General features: G+C 63.0%; 24 protein-coding genes. 6 read left to right on the top strand and 18 right to left on the bottom strand.

Features of this window, described 5'->3' with window-relative positions:
- Nucleotides 1–8: 8 nt before the first annotated feature.
- Genes G8E10_RS07900 through G8E10_RS07885 form a run of 4 tightly spaced genes read left to right on the top strand, consistent with a single transcriptional unit; the run spans nucleotide 9 to nucleotide 3,794 of the window.
- On the top strand, nucleotides 9–836 hold the full coding sequence (locus tag G8E10_RS07900; RefSeq protein WP_110807798.1) for an ABC transporter permease: 828 nt from the start codon (nucleotides 9–11) through the stop codon (nucleotides 834–836).
- Nucleotides 829–1,650: an ABC transporter permease gene (locus tag G8E10_RS07895; protein WP_110801675.1), complete on the top strand. Its 822-nt coding sequence runs from the start codon at nucleotides 829–831 to the stop codon at nucleotides 1,648–1,650. The genes G8E10_RS07900 and G8E10_RS07895 overlap by 8 nt, the downstream gene beginning before the upstream one ends.
- A 43-nt stretch (nucleotides 1,651–1,693) precedes the next feature.
- Nucleotides 1,694–3,118, top strand: coding sequence for a M24 family metallopeptidase (locus G8E10_RS07890; RefSeq protein ID WP_110801676.1), 1,425 nt, complete (start codon nucleotides 1,694–1,696; stop codon nucleotides 3,116–3,118).
- Between the two features lies 1 nt (nucleotide 3,119).
- The gene (locus tag G8E10_RS07885) at nucleotides 3,120–3,794 is read left to right on the top strand and encodes a flavin reductase family protein (RefSeq protein WP_110801677.1); all 675 of its coding nucleotides are present in this window, start codon (nucleotides 3,120–3,122) and stop codon (nucleotides 3,792–3,794) included.
- Nucleotides 3,795–3,920: 126 nt separating this feature from the next.
- Here the strand turns inward: G8E10_RS07885 and G8E10_RS07880 are convergent, their stop codons facing one another.
- The 6 genes from G8E10_RS07880 to G8E10_RS07855 form a co-directional block, all read right to left on the bottom strand.
- Nucleotides 3,921–5,012, bottom strand: a complete 1,092-nt coding sequence (locus G8E10_RS07880; RefSeq protein WP_110801678.1) for an ABC transporter ATP-binding protein — start codon at nucleotides 5,010–5,012, stop codon at nucleotides 3,921–3,923.
- Nucleotides 5,009–5,836, bottom strand: coding sequence for a carbohydrate ABC transporter permease (locus G8E10_RS07875; RefSeq protein WP_110801679.1), 828 nt, complete (start codon nucleotides 5,834–5,836; stop codon nucleotides 5,009–5,011). The genes G8E10_RS07880 and G8E10_RS07875 overlap by 4 nt, the downstream gene beginning before the upstream one ends.
- A complete protein-coding gene (locus tag G8E10_RS07870; protein WP_110801745.1) occupies nucleotides 5,833–6,735 on the bottom strand; it encodes a carbohydrate ABC transporter permease in 903 nt (300 codons plus the stop codon). The genes G8E10_RS07875 and G8E10_RS07870 overlap by 4 nt, the downstream gene beginning before the upstream one ends.
- A 122-nt stretch (nucleotides 6,736–6,857) precedes the next feature.
- Entirely contained in the window at nucleotides 6,858–8,090 is a 1,233-nt protein-coding gene (locus G8E10_RS07865) for an ABC transporter substrate-binding protein (protein ID WP_110801680.1), read from the bottom strand.
- Nucleotides 8,091–8,151: 61 nt separating this feature from the next.
- On the bottom strand, nucleotides 8,152–9,054 hold the full coding sequence (locus G8E10_RS07860) for a sugar phosphate isomerase/epimerase family protein (protein ID WP_132665030.1): 903 nt from the start codon (nucleotides 9,052–9,054) through the stop codon (nucleotides 8,152–8,154).
- Nucleotides 9,051–10,103 carry a Gfo/Idh/MocA family protein gene (locus tag G8E10_RS07855; RefSeq protein ID WP_280953141.1) on the bottom strand — a complete coding sequence of 351 codons (1,053 nt, stop codon included), beginning with the start codon at nucleotides 10,101–10,103 and terminating at the stop codon, nucleotides 9,051–9,053. Before G8E10_RS07855 ends, G8E10_RS07860 begins: the two co-directional genes overlap by 4 nt.
- Before the next feature lie 126 nt (nucleotides 10,104–10,229).
- On the opposite strand from G8E10_RS07855, the gene G8E10_RS07850 reads away from it, so the two are divergent.
- On the top strand, nucleotides 10,230–11,246 hold the full coding sequence (locus G8E10_RS07850; RefSeq protein ID WP_110801746.1) for a substrate-binding domain-containing protein: 1,017 nt from the start codon (nucleotides 10,230–10,232) through the stop codon (nucleotides 11,244–11,246).
- An 84-nt stretch (nucleotides 11,247–11,330) separates the two neighbouring features.
- Here the strand turns inward: G8E10_RS07850 and G8E10_RS07845 are convergent, their stop codons facing one another.
- The 12 genes from G8E10_RS07845 to G8E10_RS07790 all read right to left on the bottom strand — a co-directional run bounded on the left by G8E10_RS07845 (nucleotide 11,331) and on the right by G8E10_RS07790 (nucleotide 22,771).
- On the bottom strand, nucleotides 11,331–12,443 hold the full coding sequence (locus G8E10_RS07845; protein ID WP_110801683.1) for a Gfo/Idh/MocA family protein: 1,113 nt from the start codon (nucleotides 12,441–12,443) through the stop codon (nucleotides 11,331–11,333).
- A 121-nt stretch (nucleotides 12,444–12,564) separates the two neighbouring features.
- Nucleotides 12,565–13,590 (bottom strand): ABC transporter permease, encoded by a 1,026-nt coding sequence (locus tag G8E10_RS07840; RefSeq protein ID WP_110729509.1) that lies wholly within the window; start codon nucleotides 13,588–13,590, stop codon nucleotides 12,565–12,567.
- Between the two features lie 46 nt (nucleotides 13,591–13,636).
- A complete protein-coding gene (locus G8E10_RS07835) occupies nucleotides 13,637–15,175 on the bottom strand; it encodes a sugar ABC transporter ATP-binding protein (protein WP_167128155.1) in 1,539 nt (512 codons plus the stop codon).
- A 201-nt stretch (nucleotides 15,176–15,376) separates the two neighbouring features.
- Entirely contained in the window at nucleotides 15,377–16,306 is a 930-nt protein-coding gene (locus tag G8E10_RS07830) for a sugar ABC transporter substrate-binding protein (RefSeq protein ID WP_110801685.1), read from the bottom strand.
- Nucleotides 16,307–16,597: 291 nt separating this feature from the next.
- Nucleotides 16,598–17,116: a DUF992 domain-containing protein gene (locus G8E10_RS07825; protein WP_110801686.1), complete on the bottom strand. Its 519-nt coding sequence runs from the start codon at nucleotides 17,114–17,116 to the stop codon at nucleotides 16,598–16,600.
- A 61-nt stretch (nucleotides 17,117–17,177) separates the two neighbouring features.
- Nucleotides 17,178–17,438 (bottom strand): BON domain-containing protein, encoded by a 261-nt coding sequence (locus G8E10_RS07820; protein WP_165910630.1) that lies wholly within the window; start codon nucleotides 17,436–17,438, stop codon nucleotides 17,178–17,180.
- Between the two features lie 90 nt (nucleotides 17,439–17,528).
- Nucleotides 17,529–17,708, bottom strand: coding sequence for a CsbD family protein (locus G8E10_RS07815; RefSeq protein ID WP_110801688.1), 180 nt, complete (start codon nucleotides 17,706–17,708; stop codon nucleotides 17,529–17,531).
- Between the two features lie 160 nt (nucleotides 17,709–17,868).
- Nucleotides 17,869–19,377, bottom strand: a complete 1,509-nt coding sequence (locus G8E10_RS07810) for a helix-turn-helix transcriptional regulator (protein ID WP_110801689.1) — start codon at nucleotides 19,375–19,377, stop codon at nucleotides 17,869–17,871.
- Nucleotides 19,378–19,439: 62 nt separating this feature from the next.
- Entirely contained in the window at nucleotides 19,440–19,994 is a 555-nt protein-coding gene (locus G8E10_RS07805; RefSeq protein WP_167128179.1) for a DedA family protein, read from the bottom strand.
- Between the two features lie 165 nt (nucleotides 19,995–20,159).
- On the bottom strand, nucleotides 20,160–21,365 hold the full coding sequence (gene pcaF, locus G8E10_RS07800) for a 3-oxoadipyl-CoA thiolase (protein ID WP_110801690.1): 1,206 nt from the start codon (nucleotides 21,363–21,365) through the stop codon (nucleotides 20,160–20,162).
- A 12-nt stretch (nucleotides 21,366–21,377) separates the two neighbouring features.
- On the bottom strand, nucleotides 21,378–22,067 hold the full coding sequence (locus tag G8E10_RS07795; protein ID WP_110801691.1) for a 3-oxoacid CoA-transferase subunit B: 690 nt from the start codon (nucleotides 22,065–22,067) through the stop codon (nucleotides 21,378–21,380).
- Nucleotides 22,064–22,771 (bottom strand): 3-oxoacid CoA-transferase subunit A, encoded by a 708-nt coding sequence (locus G8E10_RS07790; protein ID WP_110801692.1) that lies wholly within the window; start codon nucleotides 22,769–22,771, stop codon nucleotides 22,064–22,066. Before G8E10_RS07790 ends, G8E10_RS07795 begins: the two co-directional genes overlap by 4 nt.
- A gap of 130 nt (nucleotides 22,772–22,901) precedes the next feature.
- On the opposite strand from G8E10_RS07790, the gene G8E10_RS07785 reads away from it, so the two are divergent.
- Nucleotides 22,902–23,663 (top strand): IclR family transcriptional regulator domain-containing protein, encoded by a 762-nt coding sequence (locus G8E10_RS07785; RefSeq protein WP_110801693.1) that lies wholly within the window; start codon nucleotides 22,902–22,904, stop codon nucleotides 23,661–23,663.
- Nucleotides 23,664–23,684: the final 21 nt, after the last annotated feature.

Below are 23,684 nucleotides of genomic sequence, written 5' to 3'. Positions count from 1 at the left end.
CGAAGATCATGAAGGCGAGCGGTTTTCCCTATGTCGTGCCGATGCTCCTGCTATCGGTGGCGTTCTTCGCGACGCCGCTCGCCGTCCTCGTGGGCTTCAGTTTCTCCGGGCCAGGCGGTGCGACCGTCGAACATTACGGTCGCTTCTTCGGCGATGCGTTCAATTTCCGGGTGCTCGTCTCCACGGCGAGACTCGGGCTGGAAACGGTGGTGGGCACGACCTTGCTCGGCGTGCCCATCGCGCTGCTCTACTGGCACAGCGGCCGCACCGCCCGCCAGGTCATCATCTTCCTCACCCTCATCCCCATGCTCACCAGCAATGTCGTGCGCACCTTCGCCTGGATCGTCATTCTCGGCCGGCAGGGGCCGATCAGTGAAACCTTGATGGCGCTGGGGCTGACCGGCAGTCCGATCAGCCTGATGTTCACGGAGTTCGGACTTCTGATGGCGATGTGCCAGATCGACCTGCCGCTGATTATCCTGCCGCTGATCGCCATCCTCTCGCGCACGCCTGTGCAGTTCACCGAAGCCGCGCAGGTTTCGGGCGCCGGTCCTTGGCGCATTCTCGTCACCGTGCTTCTGCCCCTGATGCTGCCGGGGCTGCTCGCCGGGTGGATCCTGGTCTTTGCCAGCACCAGCAGCTCCTTCGTCACGCAGGCCGTCATCGGCGGCGCGCGCAATGTCTACGTGCCGCAGCTCATCTACCGTGAGGTCGGCACCCTGTTCGACTGGCCGCTTGCCTCTGCCATCGCGGTCGTCCTGCTTATTTCCACCGGCTGCCTTCTGGTCGCCATGACGATGATTTCCCGCCACAGGAGGCTGGTCGGCCATGCGTGACATGAAGGAAAATCCGGTTCCGGCACTCCTCTACAAGGTGTTCGTCTTCGGCTTCGGCAGCCTCTGCGTCGTCTATCTCGTCGCCCCCATTGTCATAGCGCTGACGATGTCGTTCACCTCGGGACAGACGCTCAAATACCCGCCGGAAGGTTTTTCGTTCCGCTGGTACGAGGCCCTGCTCGACCCGGTCCGCTCGGCGACCGAACATGCCGCTGCCTGGAACTCGCTGAAGATCGCGGGTCTTGCCGTGCTCGGCGCGCTCCTCTTCGCCGTACCCGCCACCATCGGCATGACGCGGATGCGGCGCAGCACGGTCGGCACCATCGAGCCGCTGCTTCTGGCGCCGCTCGTTCTCCCGAGCCTCGTCTATGGTCTGGCGGCCCTCATCGTCGCGAACTTCGTCGGTCTCCAGCCCTCGCTCTGGCTGACGGTCACCGGCCATGTCGTGGTGTTCGGGCCCCTGATGTACCGCGCCGCATCCGTCGTGGCGCAAGGGCTCAACCCGTCGCTGGCGGAGGCCTCGACCGTGATGGGTGCGTCCTGGTTCACAACGTTGCGCCGGGTGACGATCCCGCTTCTGATGCCAGGCATTCTCGCCGGTGCCTTCCTCGTCTTCATCCAGTCGCTCGACAATGTCTCGGTCTCGCTCTTCCTTGCCGATGCGCAGACGACGGTGCTGCCGTTGCGCATGTTCGCCCTGATCGAGGAGTCTCTCGACGTCCGCGTCGCCGCCATCTCCGGCATCCTCATCGGCCTGACCCTCTTGGTGATGCTCGTCGCACGGCGCGTGCTCGCGCCACAGAGACAGGCCTAACCCACCCTTTTCAAACTTTGCCAAACGTCCAAGGAAATTGCTCATGAACATGCGTCCGACCCAGACAGGCGCCTACCGCATCGGATCGCTGCTTGCGGACTTCGCGCCCGACTTCGATTTTTCAGCGCCCCTGCCGCTGCCCGTCGAAGAGTTCGAGGAGCGCCTGCGCCGCATCCGCCGGCAGGCCGTTGAAGCCGGGCACGACGCAATCATCGTCCACACCGGCGGCGTCGGCTGGTTCCACACGTCGAATGCCTATCTCCGCTACATCTGCGACTGGATGCGCGAAGGCGTGCTGATCATCCCGACGGACGAAGACAAGCCGCTGACGCTTCTGTCCTTTTTCACCCAGTCCGTGCTCCTGCCGCCCGGCGGCGAACCCGTGCTCGTTGAGGACATCTGGCAGATCGGCCCCATCGGCCGGGAATATGCCGATCGTCCGGGCGACAGCGTCATCAAGACCGCGGAGAAATGCGCGGAACTGCTTGGCAATCTCGGCCTCGCCAAGGGCCAGATCGGCCGCATTGGCGACCGGACGTCGCTCACCTTTTGGGCCGGGCTGGAGGAGCTTCTGCCCAAAGCGAAGTTCGTTGCCGACAACCCCATCCTCGACCGCCTGCAGAAAGTCCGCTCGCCGCGCGAGATCGAGATGTTTCGCGCCGCAGCGCAACTGGTCAGCATCGGCACCCAGGCCGCCTATCATGTCGCCAGACCCGGTGTCACCGACCACGAAATCTACGCGGCCTTCAGCGTCGCGCAGATGTCGCTCGGCGGCGAAACGGGTGACGGATACCAGATCGGCATCAACGAATTCGGCACCCATTGCGGCAAGCCCTACGGCCACATCGTCCGCCCCGGCGACCTCATCAACCTCTACATTTCCAACGTCACCTATCGCGGATACACCGCCCAGACGGCCCGCATGATCGCGGTCGGCGACATCACCAGCCGCCAGGAAGAGGTGCTGGCCGCCTGCACCGACGGCGTGAAACGCGCAGAAAAGCTGATCCGGTCCGGCGCCCTGATGCGCGACGTCAACAATGCCGCCTTCGAGCCGATGATCGAGCGCGGCATGCTGTCCTCACCCGAGGCCCGTGGCATGCCCTATAACTGGGCGCCGATGGAGGATGGCAGCGCCCGCCTCGTTCCCCGGCAATATGTGAAGAATATCGATTGGGAGGCGCAGGGCCGCACGCTCATGCACCTCTACCCGGCGACCGAGGGGCCGCATAACCCCAACCTCGGCCACTCCGTCGGCATGGCAGGCGGGCAGAACAGCTTCAACATCTCCTCCCACAATTACGACAGGCTGGAGGAGGGGATGGTGTTCGTGATGCATACGCAATGGCTGGAGCCTTTGTCCGCGGGCTGCAACATCGGCGACATGTATGTCGTGACCAAGGAGGGCTTCGAGAACCTCAGCCGCCACACACCGCTCGAAACCCATCGCATTGCCACGGACGCCTGACATGACCAACAACAAAGTCCATACGCATTTTGATTTCGCCAAACTCACCGAGCGCGAGCGCTACAAGATCCTCATCGGGACGGTCATCCCGCGGCCGATTGCGCTGGTGACGACGGTGAACAAGGCGGGCCGGCCGAATGCCGGGCCGTTCAGCTTCTTCAACGTTCTAACCCATGATCCAGCCATCGTCGCCATCGGCGTCGAGAACTATTCCGACATGCGCTTCAAGGACACTGCCCGCAACATCCGCGAAACCGGCGAATTCACGGTCCATATCTGCGATGATGCGCTCGTTGCCCAGATGGAAATCTGCGCCATCAAGTTCGGTCCCGAGGTCGATGAGCTCGACGAAGCCGGGCTCGACACCGTGCCCGGCAACATGGTCCGCAGCCCCCGTATCCTCGCAGCACCCGCAGCGCTGGAATGCCGCCGCCACACGACCCTCCAGGTCGGCCCGGCCCGCGAGATCATCCTCGGCGAAGTCGTCGGCGTCTACGTCCGCAGCGACGCGGTCAACCCGGCCAACCTGCATATCGACCAGCAAATGATGGACGCCGTCGGCCGCATGGGCGGCCATACCTATACGCGGACCCGGGATCAGTTCGACGTCAAGACGCAGACGCCGGAGGAATGGGACATGCGGACCAGCGTAGACCGGGGAAGGCGGAAGGGTTGAAGATAAGCGGAAGATCGTGATCCTGTGAGATCATCTTCGCGCCTCTGCCTTTTCTGAAGACCGCGTCGATACCAATATGCCGCTCCTCCCTATCACGGTCGAACGCTGCGCCTTCCCGCGAGGATATCAACACTCCGTCGCTATCCTCGCCTCGGTCTCCGCATCGAAAAGGTGGATATGTTCGGGGGCTATACCGATCGAGATCCTGCTTCCGACACCTACGGGACTGCGCCCGTTGGTGACCAGAACGATTTCCGGCTTGCTGTTCGTGGCGATATAGCTGTTCGATCCCGTACTCTCGACCGTCGCGACATCGAGGTGGATCGGCCCGGCGCCGGTGGTATCGATGACGAGATGCTCGGGTCTCAGACCCGCGATCAGTGAGCGCCCACGGGGCACCGGGCGGTTGACCGGAAGGTGCTGTCCTTCCCCGAACGGAAGAATGATCGAACGCCCATCGTCAGCGGCAACCGCCGGTACGAAGTTCATGGCGGGCGAGCCGATGAAGCCGGCGACGAAACGGTTGACCGGACGATCGTAGAGATCGAGCGGCGCGCCCTGCTGCTCGATGATGCCCTGGCGCATGACGACGACGTGGTCGGCCATGGTCATCGCCTCGATCTGGTCGTGCGTGACATAGACGGAGGTGGCACCCAGCCGGTCGTGCAGCGCGCGGATCTCCTTGCGCATATGGACGCGCAGCGCGGCATCCAGATTGGACAGTGGCTCGTCGAACAGGAACGCCTTGGGATGCCGGATGATGGCGCGGCTCATGGCGACGCGCTGGCGCTGGCCGCCGGAAAGCTCGCGCGGGTAGCGCGCCATCAAGCCGGAGAGTCCAGTCGTCGCCGCCACCTCTTCGGCTGCCTTCTTGGCCTCGGCCTTCTTCACGCCGCGGATGCGCAGGCTGTAGGTCAGGTTCTCTTCCACCGTCATGTGCGGATAGAGCGCATAGGACTGGAACACCATGGCCAGATCCCGCTTGCGCGGCGGGACGGCGTTCATCCGCTCGCCGGCGATGACGAGATCGCCGCTGGTGATCGTCTCCAGCCCGGCCATCGAGCGCAGCAGGGTGGACTTGCCGCAGCCGGATGGCCCGACGAGTGCGACGAACGACCCCTTGGCGATGCGCAGGTCGATATTCTTCAGGGCATGATAGGCGCCGTAATGCTTGTTGACGCCTGTCAACTCGATCTGCAGTTCGGTCTGGTTGCTCATTTGAGGGCTCCCGAGGTGAGGCCGGAGACGATGCGGCGCTGAAGCAGGACGAAGATGGCGAGGATCGGCGTCACATACATCGAGGCATAGGCCAGGATGTTGTTCCACTCGTTTGTGTTCGGCCCCATGAAGGAATTGAGCCCGACGCTGGCCGGTTGCAGCTCGATGTTCTGGATCATCGACTTGGAATAAACGAACTCGCCGAAGGCCTGCATGAAGATGAGGATGCCGCTGACGAGGATGCCGTTGCGGGCGAGCGGCAGCACGATGTTAAAGAAAGCCCCGATGCGCGAGTTCCCATCGACGAGCGCGGCCTCTTCCAACTCCATCGGCACGCTCATGAAGGTGGAGCGGACGAGCACGACGTAAAAGGGCATGCTTTTTGCGGCAATCGCGATGATGACCGCCGTGCGCGGCGTGGAGAGAAGGCCCAGCTGCGAGAAACCGACGAAGATCGGCGTGATCAAAAGTGACGCCGGAAGGACCTGCAGCATGAGGATGAGAAACAGGCCGACATCGACCCAGCGGTTGCGATAGCGTGCAAGCACATAGGCGCAGCCAGTGCCCAAAAAGATGATGAGAGCGACGGACCCTGCCGCGATCACCAGCGAATTCCACATGTAGCGGCCCATGTCGCGGGTTTCCCAGACATAGGTATAGACGCTCCATTGCGGATCACTAGGGAAGAGGCCCGGCGGGGTCGCGAACATGGCGGACCCGCTTTTCAGCGAGGTCACGTACATCCAGTAGAGCGGAAAGAGATAGATCGCCGCGAGGATGCAGGCGATCGCCAGCATCAGGCGGTGTTTCGACGCTTCGCTCATCCGCGCACCTCATGTCGTGTCGAACGCACATAGACGATGGCCGCGATCATCACGAACACGATCATGACGACAGAAATGGTCGCGCCCTGCGCAAAATCATACTGTCGGAACGACAGGTCCCACGCCCAGTACTGGGTGACGTTGGAGGAATTGTTCGGCCCGCCGGAGGTGATGGCCGCGAACAGGTCGAACTGCTGCAGGGTGAAGATCAGCCCGAGGGAGATGATGGCGCCGATGGTGGAACGCATCATCGGCAGCGTGATCGTCGTGAACCGCTGGAAAGCATTGGCACCGTCGAGTTCCGCCGCCTCGAACAGGTCCTTGGGAATTGCGGACAGGCCGACGGACAGGAGGATCATGTTGAAGGAGGTGCCGAGCCAGATATTGGCGATGATGACGGCCCAGAGCGAATAGTTCGGGTCGGAGCGCCAGAAGATGTTGCTGTCGATGATGCCGAGCGCGTTCAGCAGGTAATTGAGGACGCCGAAGTCGCCCGAGAGGATCCAATTCCAGATGGCGCCGACCACGAGGCCGGGCATGACCCAGGACACGAGAAACAGCCCGCGCAGCCACGATGCGCCGGGAAAGTTGGTCCAGAAGAACAGGGCGAGCGAGAAGCCGACGATGAACTGCCCGGCGATCGACGCGACGACGAAGATCGCGGTATTCTTCAGGATCGGCCAGGTCTCGGGCTGGGAAAACAGTGTCACGTAGTTCTTGAAGCCCACGAAGGGACGCGCGAAGGTGCCGAGGCTGAACATGTCCACTTCCTGGAAGCTCATCACGACGTTGTAGATCAGCGGCAGGCCGGCCATCACGAACAGGAAAGCGAAGGGCAAGACGATCAGGGCGACGTCGAAGCCCTTTCCGTCCGCCATGCTGGAAAAAATGCGTTTCATCGTCGCTCCCATGTTGGGGCTTTTCTGCGGGGTGCCGTGGGGGTGTCTTGCCGACACGGTGCCGGGGGAGGCAATCGAACCTTGCTCCTCCCCCGGCACCATGCTCTCCGGGAGGAAACCCGTTAGCCGAGGACCGACTTGATCTTCGCCGCAGCCTGATCCAGCGCATCCTGCGCACTCATCTGGCCGGTCAGGGCGCCCTGGATAGCGTCCTGGATGGCCTTGGAAATCTTCGGCCATGCCGGATGCGGGCCGCGGGGCTTGGCATACTTCAGCTGCTCGACGAACACCTTCAGCGCCGCATCCTTCTTTTCGTTTCCGGTCGGCGGAATGGCGATGTCCGAGCGGGCGGGAAGCTGGCCGAAGTTCTTGAACATCTGGTCGTCCTGCGATGCGAAATATTCGAGCACCTTGAAGGCTTCGTCCGGATGCTGCGTGGTCGAGAAGATCGCCCAGTTGAAGTCACCCATGGCGGAGGAGCGCTCGGCGCCGACTTCAGGCACCGGCAGCAGCGTTACGGCCCAGTCGAACTTTGCCTCCGTGCTCATCCGGTCGAGTTCCCAGGGGCCGGAAATGGCCATGGCGGCATTGCCGGAATTGAAGGTGCCGGTGGAATCCCACTGGCCACGGGTCAGGGAATCGGGCGAGGCAAGCTTCTCGTCCATAATGGTTGTCCACGTCTCCAGCGCCTTCACGGCACCTGGTGCGTTGATGTTCTGGTAGCTGCCGCCACCCATCTGTGCCCAGGGCAGGAACTGGAAGGTACCCTCTTCGTTGGCCTTGGCGGAAAAGGCGAGGCCGTAGACGTTCTTGGTGGGATCGTTCAGCTTCCGTGCGGCATCGAGAAGCTCGGCCCAGGTTTGTGGCGGCTTGTCGGGATCGAGGCCCTTCGCCGTGAACATGTCCTTGTTATAGTAGAGCGCGATCGTGTTGGTGGCCTTGGGGATGCCGTAATATTTGCCGTCCCATGTGACCGAGGCGAGCGGGCCGGCGAAGTAGTTCGCGGCCTTCACGACGGTCGAGGCCTTGATCTTGTCGGTCAGGTCGAGAAAGGCGTTGCGCGAGGCAAACAGAGCATGCTCGGGATTGTCGATGGCGATGATGTCAGGCGCCTGGCCGGTCGAGAAGGCGCGCATCGCTTCGCTCACCACGTCGTCGAACTGGATTTCCCGGTATTCCACCGTGATGCCGTTCTTCAGGGCGTTGAATCCCTTGATCAGATTGGGCGCCGGCTGTATCGGCTTGTCGAGCGACCAGACGGTGATCTTCACGTCTTCGGCACGGGCGCTGAGCCCGAATGTCGAGACGGTGGCCAGTGCGATCGCACCGGCGGCAAGCCATGTCCTCATAGTCATGTTCTCCTCCTAACGTTGTGGGTCTTGATCCGGCCGCCATCCTCCATGGCGTCCGGCCGGCTCACTGCGGATCGGTGACGAAATCGCCGCCCCTGCAATTCTTGAGATAGTTCAGCCCATGCACCTGCCCGGTCATTTCCAGCGCATCGCGGTAGACGGGATCGTGCCAGCCTTCGATGTCGATCGAGCCGGACCAACCGGCGAGACGCAGCTCCGAGATGATGTCGGTCCAGTTGCTGTCGCCGAAGCCGGGTGTGCGCATGAACACGAAGGGATGCTTGCCGAAGATACCGTGTTCGCGGATGACGTCCCAGCGGATCGTCGCGTCCTTGCCGTGGACGTGGAAGATTTTGGACGCCCACTTGCGGATCTGCGGCAGCGGGTCGATCAGGTAGACCATCTGGTGGCAGGGCTCCCATTCGAGCCCGATATTTTCGTCCGGGGTCTCGTTGAACATCAACTCCCAGGCGTCCGGATTGTGGGCGATGTTCCAGTCACCGGACTGCCAATTGCCGTCCATGGCGCAGTTCTCGAAGGCGATCTTCACGCCCTTGTCGGCGGCGCGTCGGCCAAGTTCGCTCCAGATTTGCTTGTAGCGGGGCAGGCTCTCGGGCAGCGGCTTGCCGCGAACCCGGCCGGTGAAGCCGGCAACGCAGGTGGCCCCGAAGTGATGCGCGTTGTCGATGCAATCCTTCCAGCCCTGCAGCGTCTGCAGGTCGAGGTCCTCCTCCTCCAGCGGGTTGCCGAACATGCCGATGGTGGAGATCGTGATATCGCGATCGCCGATCGCCTCCCGGCAGCGCTTGCCGAGATCGGCGAGATTCTGCCCGTTGGTGGTTTGCCAGAAAAACGGTTCGAAGCTTTCGAAACCGAGGTCGGCGATCTGTCCGATGCGGGTGGCCGCCTGGCCGGCGCTCGCGCTGATCATGGTGCCGACGCGGATGGAGTTTGCGGGGTTGCTCACGGGTTCTGTCCTTGTGCTGAAAGATCGACGGCAAGGCCGGTCCGGGCGCTTTCGATGGCGCCGAACACCATGGAAAGGCTCTTGATGTTGTCGTGACCGATTGTCTCGGGCTCGCTCCCGGTGTCGATGGCGCGAATGAAGTCGAGGAGGACGCTGGCATGCCCTTGCGTTTCCGCCTCGTCGGTCACCTCTGGCATCGGCAGTGACCGCGCGCCGTGAAGAAGGCCCGGCTCGTCACCGGAGACGGTGACCTCGAACGCGGCCTCGCCATCCCAGGTCAGCATGCCGTTTGCGCCGACCAGCCGCCATTCGCTCTCCCAGCTCGTGCGCCGACCTTCCGCGCACCACGAGCCGCGATAGGTGAAGACGGCATCGTCGGACAGCTTGAAGATCGCATTGGCAGCGGCGCCGTGTACGTACCAGGACCCGGCCGGGTTGGTTTCCACGCAGTAGACCGACAGCGGTACCTTGCCAGACACGAAACGGGCGGCGTCGAAGGTGTGGATTGCCATGTCGAGCAGCAGCACGTTCTGCATCTCGTCGCGGAAGCCGCCAAAATGTGGTGCGAGAAAGAAGTCGCAGTGGACGGCCGTGAGGTCGCCGATCGCGGCGCTCTCGACCAGTCGCTTCATGCGCCGCACGCCGGAAATGAAGCGCCGGTTCTGGACGACGGCATGGATGCGGCCGGCCTTGCGGGCCAGATCCAGAAGATCCCGCGCCTCATCGAGCGAGGTGGCCATCGGTTTCTCGCTGAGGACATGGCACCCGTGCGCCAAAGCTGCGGAGACGACCGCGCGGCGGGCAGCGGGGATGACGACGTCGAAGACGAGCTGCGGCTGTGTTGCTTCCAGCATTGCGGGAAGGTCCGTATCGATCGTAGCCTCGGTCAGTCCGAACTCTCGCGCAAGCGCTTCTGCGGTAGCGCGATCGAGATCGACGAGGCCCACGATCTCGACGCGGCTCTTCAAGAGCGGGTCTCCGGCCAGTGCCCGGAGCCAGCCTTTGGCCATAGCTCCGCACCCGCATAAAACGGCTTTGTATGCTGTCACTGAAGTCCTCCCGAACGGGACCGAAACTCCTCTTTCGATCTCCGTAAACGTTTACGAGACTATGGACAGGATAGGGTTCGTGTCAATAGGATTTGTGGGAAGACGAAGGGTGGGACATCGGTGGTGGTGAAGGGCATACGGCAATTGGCCGATCATCTGGATATTTCGATCGGCACGGTTTCACGCGCGCTGAACGGGAAGAAGGACGTCAACGAGGAGACGCGACGGCGCGTTCTGGAGGCGGCCGAGCGCCTCGGTTACGTCGCCAACCAGTCCGGCCGGGCGCTGCGCAAGGGGTCCACAGGTGTGATCGGCTTCATGATGCAGACCGGCCACGAGATCACGGGGCAGGGGGATACGTTCTTTATGAGCGTCTTCGATGGTGTGCAGACCGTGTTCGCCCGACACGGGCTGGACCTTGTCGCGCTTCTCTGCTCCTCCGAAGAGGATCCGGACGCCTACCTGGAGCGTGTCGTCGCGCGCGGATTTGCCGATGGCATCATGCTGTCGGCCACGCGGCGGATCGACCATCGCTTCGCCCTGCTCGACCGGCGCAAAATCCCTTTCGTCTCCCTCGGTCGCAGCCTGACGGATGTCGGGCAGCCCTTCATCGACCTCGACTTCGAGGGCATGGCGACGACCGTGATGATGCGGCTGGCGACACGCGGGCATCGCCGCATCGCGGTGCTGCGCCCCCATGACGATCTCAATCTCGGCCATGTCTTCGTGGAGCGTTGCCGGGAGGTTTTGGCAGTGCATGGGCTGTCGCTGGAGGACGACCTGATCTTCAACGCCTCGCCGAACGAAGCTGGCGGCTATCGCATCGGGCAGGAACTCGCCCGCCATCCCAACCGCCCTTCGGCCATCGCGGTGCTTAACGACGGTAGCGTCACCGGCCTGTTCCATGGTCTGGAAGCCGCCGGCCTCACACCCGGCAAGGACATCGCCGTCATCGGTCTCCACAGCCCACAGGCCCGATATCTTTCGCCGCGACTGACCTGTTTCGACCTGTCGCTCCGGGACCTGGGCATCTCCCTCGCCGAAACCCTCCTCGCCAGCATGCCGGCCTATGCCACGCTTTATCCAGATGCCGCGCATCGCCGGCTCTGGCCGATGACACTGATCGACGGCGATAGCGGGTAGGAAATGAGCGCCTTCTCCAGAGCTCGAGGGCTGAAGCAGGCGTCTCGTTAGGCCATTTCCCCTTTAAGGTTCATGTGAGCGGCTTCAAACCGACACCCAACCCCGCTCCCGATAGGACTGCGCCATTGCGTGGACGCTGCGCTCTATTCGCAGGCCATCCTCGAAGGAGACTGTGGTGGAGGGGTTGCCGGCGATGGCATTGATGAGTTGGTGGCACTCGATGATCTTGAGGTCGTTGAAGCCGAGGCCATGGCCGGGAGCCGGGATGAAGCGGTCGTAGGGCGTGTGGATCGGGGCCGTGAGGACACGGGCGAAGCCGCGCGTCGCCTCGGGGCCATCGGCTGTGTAGAGCTCGAATTCGTTCATGCGCTCCTGATCGTAGAGGATCGACCCTTTCGAGCCGAAGATCTGCAGCGCGATGCGCCCCTTGCGGCCCCAGGCGGAACGGTTGGCCATCAGCACGGCGGAAATATTGCCCTCCAGCTTCAGGAGAACGCTGGCGACGTCATGATTCTCGACCTCCCGGCGCGTGCCGTCTTTGACCGGACGGTCGGTATAGGGCTTGCCGAGGTCGGCGATGACCTCCTGCACATGGCCGAAGAGGTGCCAAAGCAGCGAGAGGGGATGAACGGCAAAATCGTCCAGCGCGCCATAGCCGGACGCCGCCTCGCTCTTCCAGTAGAAGAGGGCTTCCGGGTCGGCCATGAAGTCTTCGTCCATTTCGACGCGCACATGATTGACGGTGCCGATCGTGCCGTCCTCGATCAGGCGGCGGATCTGGGCGATGGCTGGATTCTGGATGTAGTTGTAGCCAAGAATGGCGGTCTTACCCGTCTTGCGGGCGGCTGCCAGCATGGCTTCGGCGTCGGTAAGGGCCGGTGCCATCGGCTTTTCGCACCAGACATGCTTGCCGGCTTCAAGCGCGGCAATCGCCATTTCCGGATGGAAGGCATTCGGCGTGGTGATCGAGATGACATCGACCTCTGGGTCGGCAAGAAGGTCGCGCCAGTTGCCGGTCGATTTGCGGAAGCCGAAAGCGCTGGCACGGTTCGCCGCCATCTCGGCATTGGCCTCGGCCAGGTAGATCAGGTTCGGAGCGGGAACGTCTCCGAAGATCTGGCGGACACCGTTCCAGGCGAGTGCGTGGCACTTTCCCATGTAACCGGTTCCGATCAGGCCGACGCCTAGAGCTTTCATGTTTGTCTCCCGAGAGGGTTGATCGCAGCGCTGGAGGTGACTGCTGAAATGCTGGGGAAAAGATTTCCCAAGGACGCGGCAGTGACAGTGCCGGCCTTATGGAACGGGTGATATTTGCGGGTCAGCCCTTGGAACGTTTCTTCTGGCGATAGACATCGACCACGACGGCCGTGACGATGATGAGGCCCTTGACGATTTCCTGGTAATAGGCGTCCACCCGGAGGAAGGTGAAGCCGGAGGTCATGACGCCGAGGATGACGGTGCCGATGACCGTGCCGGTGATGCGGCCGACGCCGCCATTCAACGATGTGCCGCCGATGACGGTCGCGGCGATGGCGTCGAGTTCGTACATCACGCCCATGCCGGACTGTGCGGTCTGGGCGCGGGCGGCCGTGACCACGCCGGCGAGACCGGCCAGCATGCCGGCAATGGCGTAGACCTTGATCAGGTGGCCTTCGACATTGATGCCGGAAACGCGCGCGGCCTGCATGTTGGCGCCGATCGCATAGGTGAATTTGCCGTAGCGGGTGTAGCGCAGGGCGATGTGGAAGATGAGCGCGACGACGAGGAAGACGATGACCGGCCAGATGCCCGTGCCGATGAAATTGAACTGGTCGGTCAGCCCCGAGACCGGCTGGCCCTTCGTGTACCATTTCGAAATGCCGCGGGCCGACACCATCATGCCGAGCGTGGCGATGAAAGGCGGGATCTTGGTGCGGGCAATCAGCTGCCCGTTGACGAAGCCGGCAAGTAGACCGATGCCGATGCCGAGCGCGATCGGCACGATAAAGGGCATGTCGGTCAGCGAGGGATAGACCGCGCGGGGCCAGGTGGACGCCTGCGCGACGCTGGCCGAGATCATCGCCGTCATGCCGACGACCGATCCGGAGGAAAGGTCGATGCCGCCGGTGATGATAACCTGCGTGACGCCCACGGCGATGATGCCGATGACCGAGACCTGCAGGATCATGATCGTCAGGCGCTGCGTGTTCATCAGGAAGCTCTGGCCGATGAAGATCCAGCCGAGCAGTTCGTAGACGAGCGCGATGGCGATCAGCACGAGGAAGATGTTGAACTCGGACGGCAGTTTTCGCCGCGAGCGTGGCGAGACGGGCGACGTGCCGTGCACGGCTTCATTGTTGGCCATTGATAGTCCTCCGTGACGCGATGGATAAGCGGCGTGAACGGCGCGCTCAGCGCGCTGCCAGCTCCATCACCTTGATTTGCGTGGCTTCGGCACGATCGAGAAAGCCGGTGACGCGGCCTTCGTGCATCACCATGATGCGATCGCTCATACCGAGAACTTCGGGCATTTCCGACGAGATCATGATGATGGCGACGCCGTTGCGGGCCATCTCGCTGACCAGACGGTGGATCTCGGCCTTGGCACCGACATCGATGCCGCGCGTCGGCTCGTCGAGAATGAGAATACGAGGATCTGTCAGCATCCATCGCCCGATGAGCGCCTTCTGCTGGTTGCCGCCGGAAAGATTTTCGATCCGCTCGTCCAGATTGGGCGTCTTGACGCGCAGCTTGCGCGCCATCTCCTCGCATTTTTCGGCAAGCGCCGTCTGTTTCACGAAGCCGTACTTGACGAATTTGTCCTGCAGCACGGCGATCTGCATGTTCTCCAGCACGTTGAGGATCAGCAGGCAGCCCGTGTCCTTGCGGTCTTCGGTGAGGAAGGCCATGCGATTGGCGATGGCCTTGGTCGGCGTGTCGATGACGACGTCGCGACCGTTGATGGCGATCGTGCCCGAAGTCGCCGGCGTCACGCCGAAAAGGGCTTCGGCGACATTCGACCGGCCGGAGCCGACGAGGCCGGCAATGCCGAGGATTTCGCCCGCGCGCACTTCGAAGGAAATATCCGTGAAGACGCCGCGCAGCGACAGGTTTTTGACCGCGAGAACAGTCTCACCGATCGGAACCTCTTCCTTCGGAAACATCTGGGTGATCTCACGGCCGACCATCATGCGGATGATGTCGTCTCGTGTGACGTCCGTGGATGCGTGCGTGCCGATATATTTGCCGTCGCGAAACACCGAAAACTCGTCCGCGATCTCGAACAGCTCGTTCATCTTGTGCGTGATGTAGACGATGCCGATGCCTTGTTCGCGTAGGCTGCGGATGATGGCGAAGAGGTACTCCACCTCGCGCTCGGTCAGCGCCGATGTCGGCTCGTCCATGATGAGGACGTCGGATTCGTAGGAGACGGCCTTTGCGATCTCCACCATCTGCCGGTTCGCGACCGAGAGGTCGCCGACCAGGGACTGCGGATCGAGCGCGATGTTCAGGCGTTTGAAGAGGTCGGCCGTCTGGCGGTTCATGGCGCCGTGGTCGATAAGCCCGAAACGGCCCTTGGGCTCGCGGCGAATCCAGATGTTTTCCGCGACCGTCATGAACGGCATCAGGTTCAGCTCCTGATGGATCATCGCAATGCCGTTTTCCAGGGCATCCAGCGGCGAGGCGAGCTCGATATCGACACCCTTCAGGCGAACCTGCCCGCGATCCGGCCGATAGATGCCGGCGAGGATCTTCATCAGCGTCGATTTTCCGGCGCCGTTCTCGCCCATCAGCGCATGGACCGTGCCGCGCTTCAGCCGGAAGGTGACGTCATCAAGGGCGACGACGCCGGGAAACTCCTTGCGGACGCCCTCGGCCGTCAGCAGAAATTCGGCATTGGGAATGGCGCCGCTCTTGCGCACAGCGGCCATCGTCGACGGGCTGACCATCGTTATCCTCCTCGAAAGACCTTCCACCCGTCCGGTAACCGAAGGTACCGGGCGAGCATTCTCTCTGGGTCGCTGCGGCAGTATCCGGGGGCGAGGTGTCGCCCCGAGGGCGAGGTGTCGCCCCGAGGGCGAGGTGTCGCCGCTTTGCCCGGACCTGCGCAGATCGGACTGCGGGTGGTGCCCGCAGTCCGTCGTCAGGCCTTAGTTCTTGGCCTGGTAGTCCTTGAGGTTTGCGGGCGTGACGAGTTCGAAGGGGATGTAGACCTTCTTCTCCACGGTCTCGCCCTTCACCAACTTCAGCGCGGCATCGACAGCGCCCTTGCCCTGGCCGGCAGCGTTCTGGAAGACGGTGACGTCGAGGTCGCCGGCGGCCATTGCGGCCAGCGCGTCCTGCGTCGCATCGACGCCGGCAATCACGACCTTGTCCATCGGACGGCCGGCCGCCTTCAGGGCCTGCATCGCGCCGATCGCCATTTCGTCATTGTTGGCGATCACGGCGTCGAACTCGGTTCCGGCCGACAGCCAGTTGGTGATCAGGTCGGCGCCTTCGGTGCGCTGCCAGTTGGCGGTCTGCTCCTCGACGATCGAGATGCCCTTGCAGTCATCCGTCGCCAGAACGTCATGCACGGCGGCGGTGCGCATGCGCGCGCCCTGGTTGGAAAGTTCGCCCATCATGACGACGGCCTTGCCCTTGCCGCCGAGAAGACGGCAGACTTCCTGCGCTTCGAGCGTGCCGGCGACCGTTTCCTCGGAGGCGACGAAGGCCTGCTTGTCCGGCAGAGCGTCGAGATTTGCCGGCTGGCGGTTGACGTAGACGAGCGGGATCTTCGCGTCGGAGGCGATCTTCGACATGGCGGCGGTCGCGTCGGTATCGACCGGGTTGACGATGATCGCATCGACGCCGGCGGCGATGAAGTTCTGAATCTGGCTCTGCTGCTTGGCGACGTCGTTCTGGGCGTCCTCGATCTGCAGCGAAACACCGTTCAGCGTCTGCGCGTAGTCGCTCATGCCGTTGCGCAGAACGGTCAGAAAGTTGTCGTCGAACTTGGCGATCGACACGCCGATGGTCTCGGCATGTGCTGCCGTCGAGAGCATCACGGCAAGCGCCGCGCTGAAAATGATCTTCTTCATGTTTCCTCCTCAGGCGGGTGTCCGGTCGCACCCCGTTATCCGGATCTCCCAAAACGGGTTCCTCGATGTCCGCAGGCGCAACGCCGAAACGGTACAAAACTAACAAAATAAATCCTCGTGGAATGTTTATTCCATTGTTTGTATCCGTCGTCAAATTGAATCTTCGCGATGTCTTCTGGATGGTTTGCAGAGGAGGTCGGAAGGGCTTCCCGTTGTAGACGCAAGAAGGGGCGGGACCTTTCGGTCCCGCCCCTATCCGTTCAACGGCAAGGCGTTTGCGTTTCGCCTTGGTCAGTTGGCGGCGCGCAGTTGTAGGCGCGAGACGCCGGCGGCGACGTTGAGGCCGGTGCCGGCCTGCGTGCTCAGCGGCTGGAGACCGAAGTTCTTCGAATTGCCGCCGACAAGGGCGTTTGCGCCAAGGCCGAGGCCGACGGCGGCGCTTGCTGATGCGCCGACATAGGTGCCAGCAAGGCTGCCCTGGCCGATGGTGGTCGGGACCGTGTTGACGACGATCCAGCTGAGATAGGACTTGCCCGTCACGCCGACGTCGATGCCGAGCTTACCGATGGTGCCGGTGTAGCGCTCGGTCTTTCCGCCGCGCTGCTTGAAGGTGCAATCCACAGCCTTGCTCGACCCGATGAGCAGGCCGATTCCGCCGGCGACCTCGCAGGACAGCGTACCCAGACGTTCGCGAGGCTCGTCAGCGACCTGCCTGCCATGGTGCTTCTTCGACGGTGTCATGTCGGCCGCCGATGCGGTGGTGCCGATGGCCAGGATTGCCGCGACGGCGAGGATGAGGGTCTTCTTCATAAAATGACTCCGATATTGATTGTGATGTTCGGTTCGATGTTTGGGCCTGAAGCGCACCGGTTCAGCACGGTGCAGCGGGCGAAACGATTTCGACGTCGCTGATGACGCGGCGCGACGAGAGGTCGGCGGCAATGCCGATGGCCATGTCGATCGCCTCGCGGCTCGGGGCCGTGCCCGAGAGCAGGACGTGCTCCTCGGTCACAGCAACCGCGATCCGGCAGTCTTCCAGCCCGTATGTATAGGCAAGAACGCAAGCGATCGTTGCTTGAGTCGATCCCTGGTCGGGGGTGAGGGCGGTGTTCGAAAGAACGGGGAACAACATGATGGCTCTGCCTCTCGGTCGGGCTCTCAAGGGGATCATCTCGCCTGCGTCCCGGCTCTCCAATGGTAGAGAGCCGGCAGCCGCAGCAGCCTATTTGAGGGCACCCTTGATGGTGTCCTTGGCCTTGCCGAGCGTGCTCTGAGCTTTGCCATCCGCCTTGTCGATCTTGCCTTCGGCTTCGAGGCGCTCGTTGCCGACAAGCTTGCCGACAGCCTCCTTGACAGTACCCTTCGCTTCCTTGGCTCCGCCTTCGATACGGTTCTTGTCCATCCTGGTTCTCCTTGAAAACTGACGTTCAGGTTCAGATGGCAGCGACGATCTCGCTGTCATGAGAGGGGAGATAGGCGGTTTGGATGGATGATTTCAGATTGGGAAATACCAGTCGGCCTGGTAGTAAATGACCTTTTTTCAGGTCGCAGATGGTTTTCTGCTATTTTTGCCGTCCCGGCCGCTTGCTGAGCTTGGCATCCGGCAGTCCCGTAAAGCCGCGCTCCCGCGCCCAGATGACAGCGGCCGCGCGGCGGTTGACGCCGATCTTTCCGTAGAGCGATGCGATGTGGTTGCGGATCGTGTTTTTGGAGAGATGCAGGGTGTCGCTCATCTCGGCATCGGTCTGCCCGCTGCAGATCAGGCCGAGGATTTCGCGTTCCCGGTCGCTCAAGGCGATAAGCTGCGCCGTCGGAGCCGCGCTCGAAGTCTGCTTCAGCGTCGCAAGGCGATCGACGATCGAGCGACTGAGCCAAGAGGTGTCGGCCATCACGCTTTCGATCGCCTCCACCAGCTGCGCCTCGCTCCGCCGACGCTCGGTCACGTCCTGCAAGGCCCAGATGACGCATTGTTCGTCGTTGATCTCGACGCGCTCCGCAGAGACGAGGCATTCGGCAAAGGCACCATCCTTCTGCTTCATGCGCATCGGTTCGTCGCGCACGAAGGTGTTGTCGCGCAGCTTCTGCTCGATGTCTTTACGCGCGGCGATATCGTCCCACAGGCGCAACTCGCCCGCCGTTCGGCCGACGACGTCCGTCAGGCCGTAGCCGGAGATCTGCAGAAACGCATCGTTCGCCTCGGTGAAGACGAAATCGTCCAGCCGCGAGATGGCTGCGGGTGCCGGCGAAAGACGGAAGGATTTCGAGAACCGTTCTTCGCTCTGCCGCAGGGCATTTTGCGCTTTTCGACGCGCATCCAGATCGGCGAAGGTGAAGAGCATGCAGGGCTCCTCCACGACCGCGATCGGCTCTCCCGCCACGATCACCAGACGGTCGCCGCCGGCCGGCAGGGGAACCAGCGCCTCGCGATGCCGGATGACGCGGCCCTCGACAAGCTTCGCCAGTGCATCCTCGCCGCTTTCGCAATTTGAAAACAGCCCGATGGCTTCGACCGTTCGCCCGATAATGTCTTCCTTGATGAAGCCGGTCATCTCGAGGAACCCCTGATTGACGCGGATGAACCGGTGGTCATCCAGCCGACAGATAAGGCCGGGGGCGGGGTTGGCGTTGAAGGAGCGCTCGAACCGCTCCTCGGCCTCGAAGCGTGGCGTCTCGTCGCGGATGACCAGCGCCAGAACCGCATCGCCATCGCTCCTGCCCGAGATCGCCATGCTCCGGCTCGTGTGAACCCAAGCCGTATCGAGGTCCGTTGCCGGCGAGATCTCCACCGTGACGTCCTCGACCGTTTCGCCTGCCAGCAGACGCTCGATCGGATACTGGCCCTCTTCCAGCGGATGGTTGTTGCGATAGCGCAGGGTGAAGGTCCGCCGGTACCCTTTCGCGTCGCCGCCAAGATCGTCGATGGCCTCGACGCGGTGCATCGCCAGAGCGGCTGGGTTCGCCCAGGTGATGCGCCCTTTGCCATCCAGAAATATCACCCCCTCGCTGAGGCCGCCGAGAAGCGCCTGGAGGGTTTCGCGGTCGAGGGATGGCGCTTTGAGGCGTTCGGGCATGATCTGTTTCCGGTCGGCGCGCTGGGGGTTGGTCGGTCGTGCGACAAGCAAGGCAGGAGAGGTTATCGGTATCGATGGCGCATCAACACCGCGGTCCCGGCAATGCCAGCCATCAGCGCTGCAAGCGCGATGAGAAGGTGGAAGTGCAGGCGCACATGTCCAAACAGCATCTCCACGGCATTGCCGAAGAGAAAGCCGATGGCGGTGATCGCCGTTCCCCAGAGGCAGGCGGCAACCCCGTTCAGCACGAGGAAGCGAAAAGCGGAAATGCTCGTCCGGCTGATCAGCAGGGGACTGATGATGCGCATGCCGTAGATGAAGCGGAAGGCGAGGATGAAGCCGACGGGATAGCGCTCCAGCAGGCCGGTCGCGCGGCGCATGGCCGTCGTCGCCTCAAGCCGCTCCACGAAGCGAAAGCGCGCGGCATGCCGGCCGATGAAGAAGAAGAGCTGGTCGGCAATAAACGAACCGAACGCGGTAGCGGCTGCCACCTGCCAATAGACGAGGAGACCGCGATGCGCGAGCACGCCGCCGAGGAAGGCGACTGCTTCTCCCTCGACGCCGGCGCCAACGAGAACGGCCCAGATGCCGTAGTCCGAGATCAGCGCTTCCAACAGACGTCCGATCCGATCACCGAGGCACCGCCTGAACTCCCCGCCATCCGTCACTCTCCATCAACGATCGCTGTCGAAGATAGTCCTCGACGGCGCGTTTTGAAGAGCCGATGAATATACGCGGTTCATGTCGTGGAGCGTGGCGCGGAGGTCGAAGACCTCCGGCTCTTATACGCGCTCGAACGCCATCGCGATGCCTTGGCCGACGCCGATGCACATGGCTGCCAGAGCGTGCCGGCCCGTGCCGAGGGACAGTTCGAGTGCCGCCGTTCCGGCAATGCGGGCGCCGGACATTCCGAGTGGGTGGCCGAGCGCGATGGCACCGCCGTTCCGGTTCACGTGCGCGGCATCCTCGGCAATGCCGAGTTCCCGCAGCACGGCGATGGCCTGGGAGGCGAAGGCTTCGTTGATTTCCACCACGTCGAACTGCGTCGGCGACAGGCCGAGACGCCTGGCAAGCTTCTGTGTCGCCGGCACCGGCCCGATGCCCATGACCCGCGGCGGCACGCCTGCAGCAGCACCTCCGACGATCCGCGCGATCGGGGTCAGTCCGTGGCGCTTCGCGCCGGCTTCGGATGCGATGATCAGGGCTGCAGCGCCATCATTCACGCCGGACGCATTGCCCGCCGTCACGGTGCCGCTGCCTGTCTTGTTGACCGGCCTGAGGCCGGCGAGCGCCGCGATGCTGGTCGCGCGAGGATGCTCGTCCTTCGCGACGACAAGGGCATCGCCCTTGCGCTGGGGAACGCTGACGGGCGTGATCTCCCGGTCGAGACGGCCATTCGCCTGGGCGGCCGCTGCCTTTTCCTGCGAGCGGACCGAAAAGGCGTCCTGGTCTTCGCGGGAGACGTGAAAGTCGTTGGCGACGTTGTCTCCTGTCTCCGGCATGGAATCGACGCCGTAGAGCGCCTTCATCTGCGGATTGACGAAACGCCAGCCGATCGTCGTGTCGTAGATTTCGGCCTGCCGGGAATAGGCGGTTTCGGCCTTCGGCATGACAAAGGGTGCCCGGCTCATGCTTTCCACGCCACCGGCGATCATCAGGTCGGCCTCGCCGGAACTGATCGCCCGCGCAGCCGTCATGACCGCGTCCATGCCGGAGCCGCAAAGGCGGTTGAGGGTCGTACCACTGACGGAGACCGGTAGTCCGGCGAGCAGAAGCGACATGCGGGCGACGTTGCGGTTGTCCTCTCCGGCCTGGTTGGCGCATCCGAAGATGACGTCATCGACCGCTTCCCAATCGACGGAAGTGTTGCGCGCCATCAGCGCCTTCAGCGGCACGGCGCCGAGATCGTCGGGGCGGACGGAGGCGAGCGCTCCGCCGAAGCGGCCAATGGGTGTGCGGATATAATCACAGATGAAAGCGTCTGGCATGGCTCAGCTCCTTCAGAGTTCGGGCACGACGAGATCGACGACCGGCGCTGCGACATGGAGCGGCGCGCCGGTCATGGCCTGGAGATCCTCCATCGACACAGCGGCAAGCTTCTCACGCACCACGAAGCGACCGTCGGAAATGTCGATGACGGCGTGGCTGGTATAGACCCGTGTGATGCAGGCGACGCCCGTCAGCGGGAAGGTGCAGGCCTCAACCAGCTTCGGCTTGCCGTCTTTCGTCACATGCTCGGTGATGACGAAAACTTGCTTTGCGCCGTGCACCAGATCCATCGCGCCGCCGACGGCGGGAACGCCCTTCGATCCGACCCGCCAATTGGCGAGATCGCCCGTCTGGGCTACCTGATAGGCTCCGAGAATGGCGACGTCGAGATGCCCGCCGCGCACCATGGCGAAGCTGTCGGCATGGTGGAAGAAGGCAGCACCGGGGTTCAGGGTGACAGCACGCTTGCCGGCATTGATCAGGTCCCAGTCTTCCTCGCCTGAGGCCGGGGGCTCGCCGAAATCGAGAATGCCGTTTTCGGTGTGGAAGATCGCCCGGCGGCCGGGCGGCTGGTAGCGCGCCACCATTTCCGGGAAGCCGATGCCGAGATTGACATAGGCCCCGTCCTCGATGTCCTGCGCAGCGCGCCATGCGATCTGGGCGTTGGAAAGCTTGATGTCGTCGATATCGCCGGTGCTCATGCGTAGGATACTCCGGCTCGGATGAGCTCTTCTTCCTGTTGTGGCTGTGCGACCTCGGTGACGCGGTTCACGAAGATGCCTGGCGTGATCACATGCTCCGGGTCGATCTCGCCCGGTGCGACGATCCGCGACACCTGGGCGATCGTGATCGCCGCCGCCATGCACATCAGCGGATTGAAGTTGCGGCCGGCCTTGTTGTAGGTGAGGTTGCCGTGGCGGTCTCCCAGATGCGCCTTGACGATGGCGAAGTCCGCCTTCAGCCAGCGCTCCTGCACATAATGGCGGCCGTCGAATTCGGCGATCGGCTTGCCCTCGGCGAGCTCAGTGCCATAGGCGGTCGGCGTGTAGAAGGCTGGGATACCGGCGCCGCCCGCGCGGATGCGTTCGGCAAGCGTGCCTTGCGGAACAAGCTCCAGGTCGATCTCGCCGGCGAGATAGCGGTCGGTAAAAGCGCGCGGATCGGATGAGCGGGGGAACGAGCAGATCATCTTGCGGACCATGCCGGCGTCGATCATGGCGGCGATGCCGATGCGACCGTTTCCGGCATTGTTGTTGATCACCGTCAGCCCGGTCGGGCCTTTGTCGATCAGGGCATGAATGAGTTCGATCGGCGCGCCAGACCCGCCAAAGCCGCCGATCATGATGGTGGCACCGTCGCCGATGTCCTTCACGGCGTCCGCCGTGCTGCTGACCGTCTTGTCCACTGTATCCTCCGCCTAAAACCCGCCTTCGAGAGGCCGGCCACACGAAAACGGTAACGCGACGGGCCATCGACGGCAATGAGAATGTGCGATATGGTGCATTTGTTGCGATATCGCACATTTGAGGCCGGCAATGGAAACGAAGCAGAGCGACATGATGGGCGGGCTCGCCAAAGGGCTTCGGGTGATCGAGGCCTTCACGGTGGATACGCCGCGCCTGAGCATTTCCGAGGCCGCCGCGATTGCCGGACTCGACCGGGCGACGACGCGGCGCTGCCTGCTGACGCTCGCGGAGCAGGGGTACTGCGCCTATGACGGCAAGTTCTTCACGGTGACGCCACGCGTGTTGAGGCTCGGGACCGGCTGTCTCGCGACCATGCCGCTGCCCCGCATCGTCCAGCCCTGGCTGGATGACCTTTCCGAAAAGATCGGCCAGAGCACGTCGGTTGCGATCCTCGATGAGAGCGAGATCGTCTATGTCGCGCGGGCCGCGCAGCGGAAAGTGATGTCGATCGCTCTCATGCCCGGCTCGCGCCTGCCAGCCTATTGCACCTCCATGGGGCGCGTGCTGCTGGCGGCTCTGCCGGAAGATAAGGCACGAAGCCTCCTCGGCGCTGCGCCGCTTGCCCGGCGAACGCCGCACACGATGACGGCTGTCGAGAGGCTGATGACGGAACTGGAGACGGTTCGCGCGCAAGGATATGCCGCTGTCAGCGAAGAGGTGGAGCTTGGCCTCCGATCGATCGCCGTTCCCATCGTCAACGCTCGCGGGCAGGTGGTCGCGGCGTTGAACACCGGCTTTCCCGCATCTTCGGAAACGATGGAAACCGTTGCGCTAGCCTTTCTGCCGCCGCTTCTGCATGTGCGCAAGGAGCTTTCCCGGATCCTCAACTGAGGGCTGCCCGGTTCTCGCCTT

This window comes from Ferranicluibacter rubi (assembly GCF_011603255.1).
Lineage (GTDB): Bacteria > Pseudomonadota > Alphaproteobacteria > Rhizobiales > Rhizobiaceae > Ferranicluibacter > Ferranicluibacter rubi.
The sequence above is the reverse complement of the archived record's forward strand: the minus strand, read 5'-3'. Positions and strand labels throughout refer to the sequence as shown.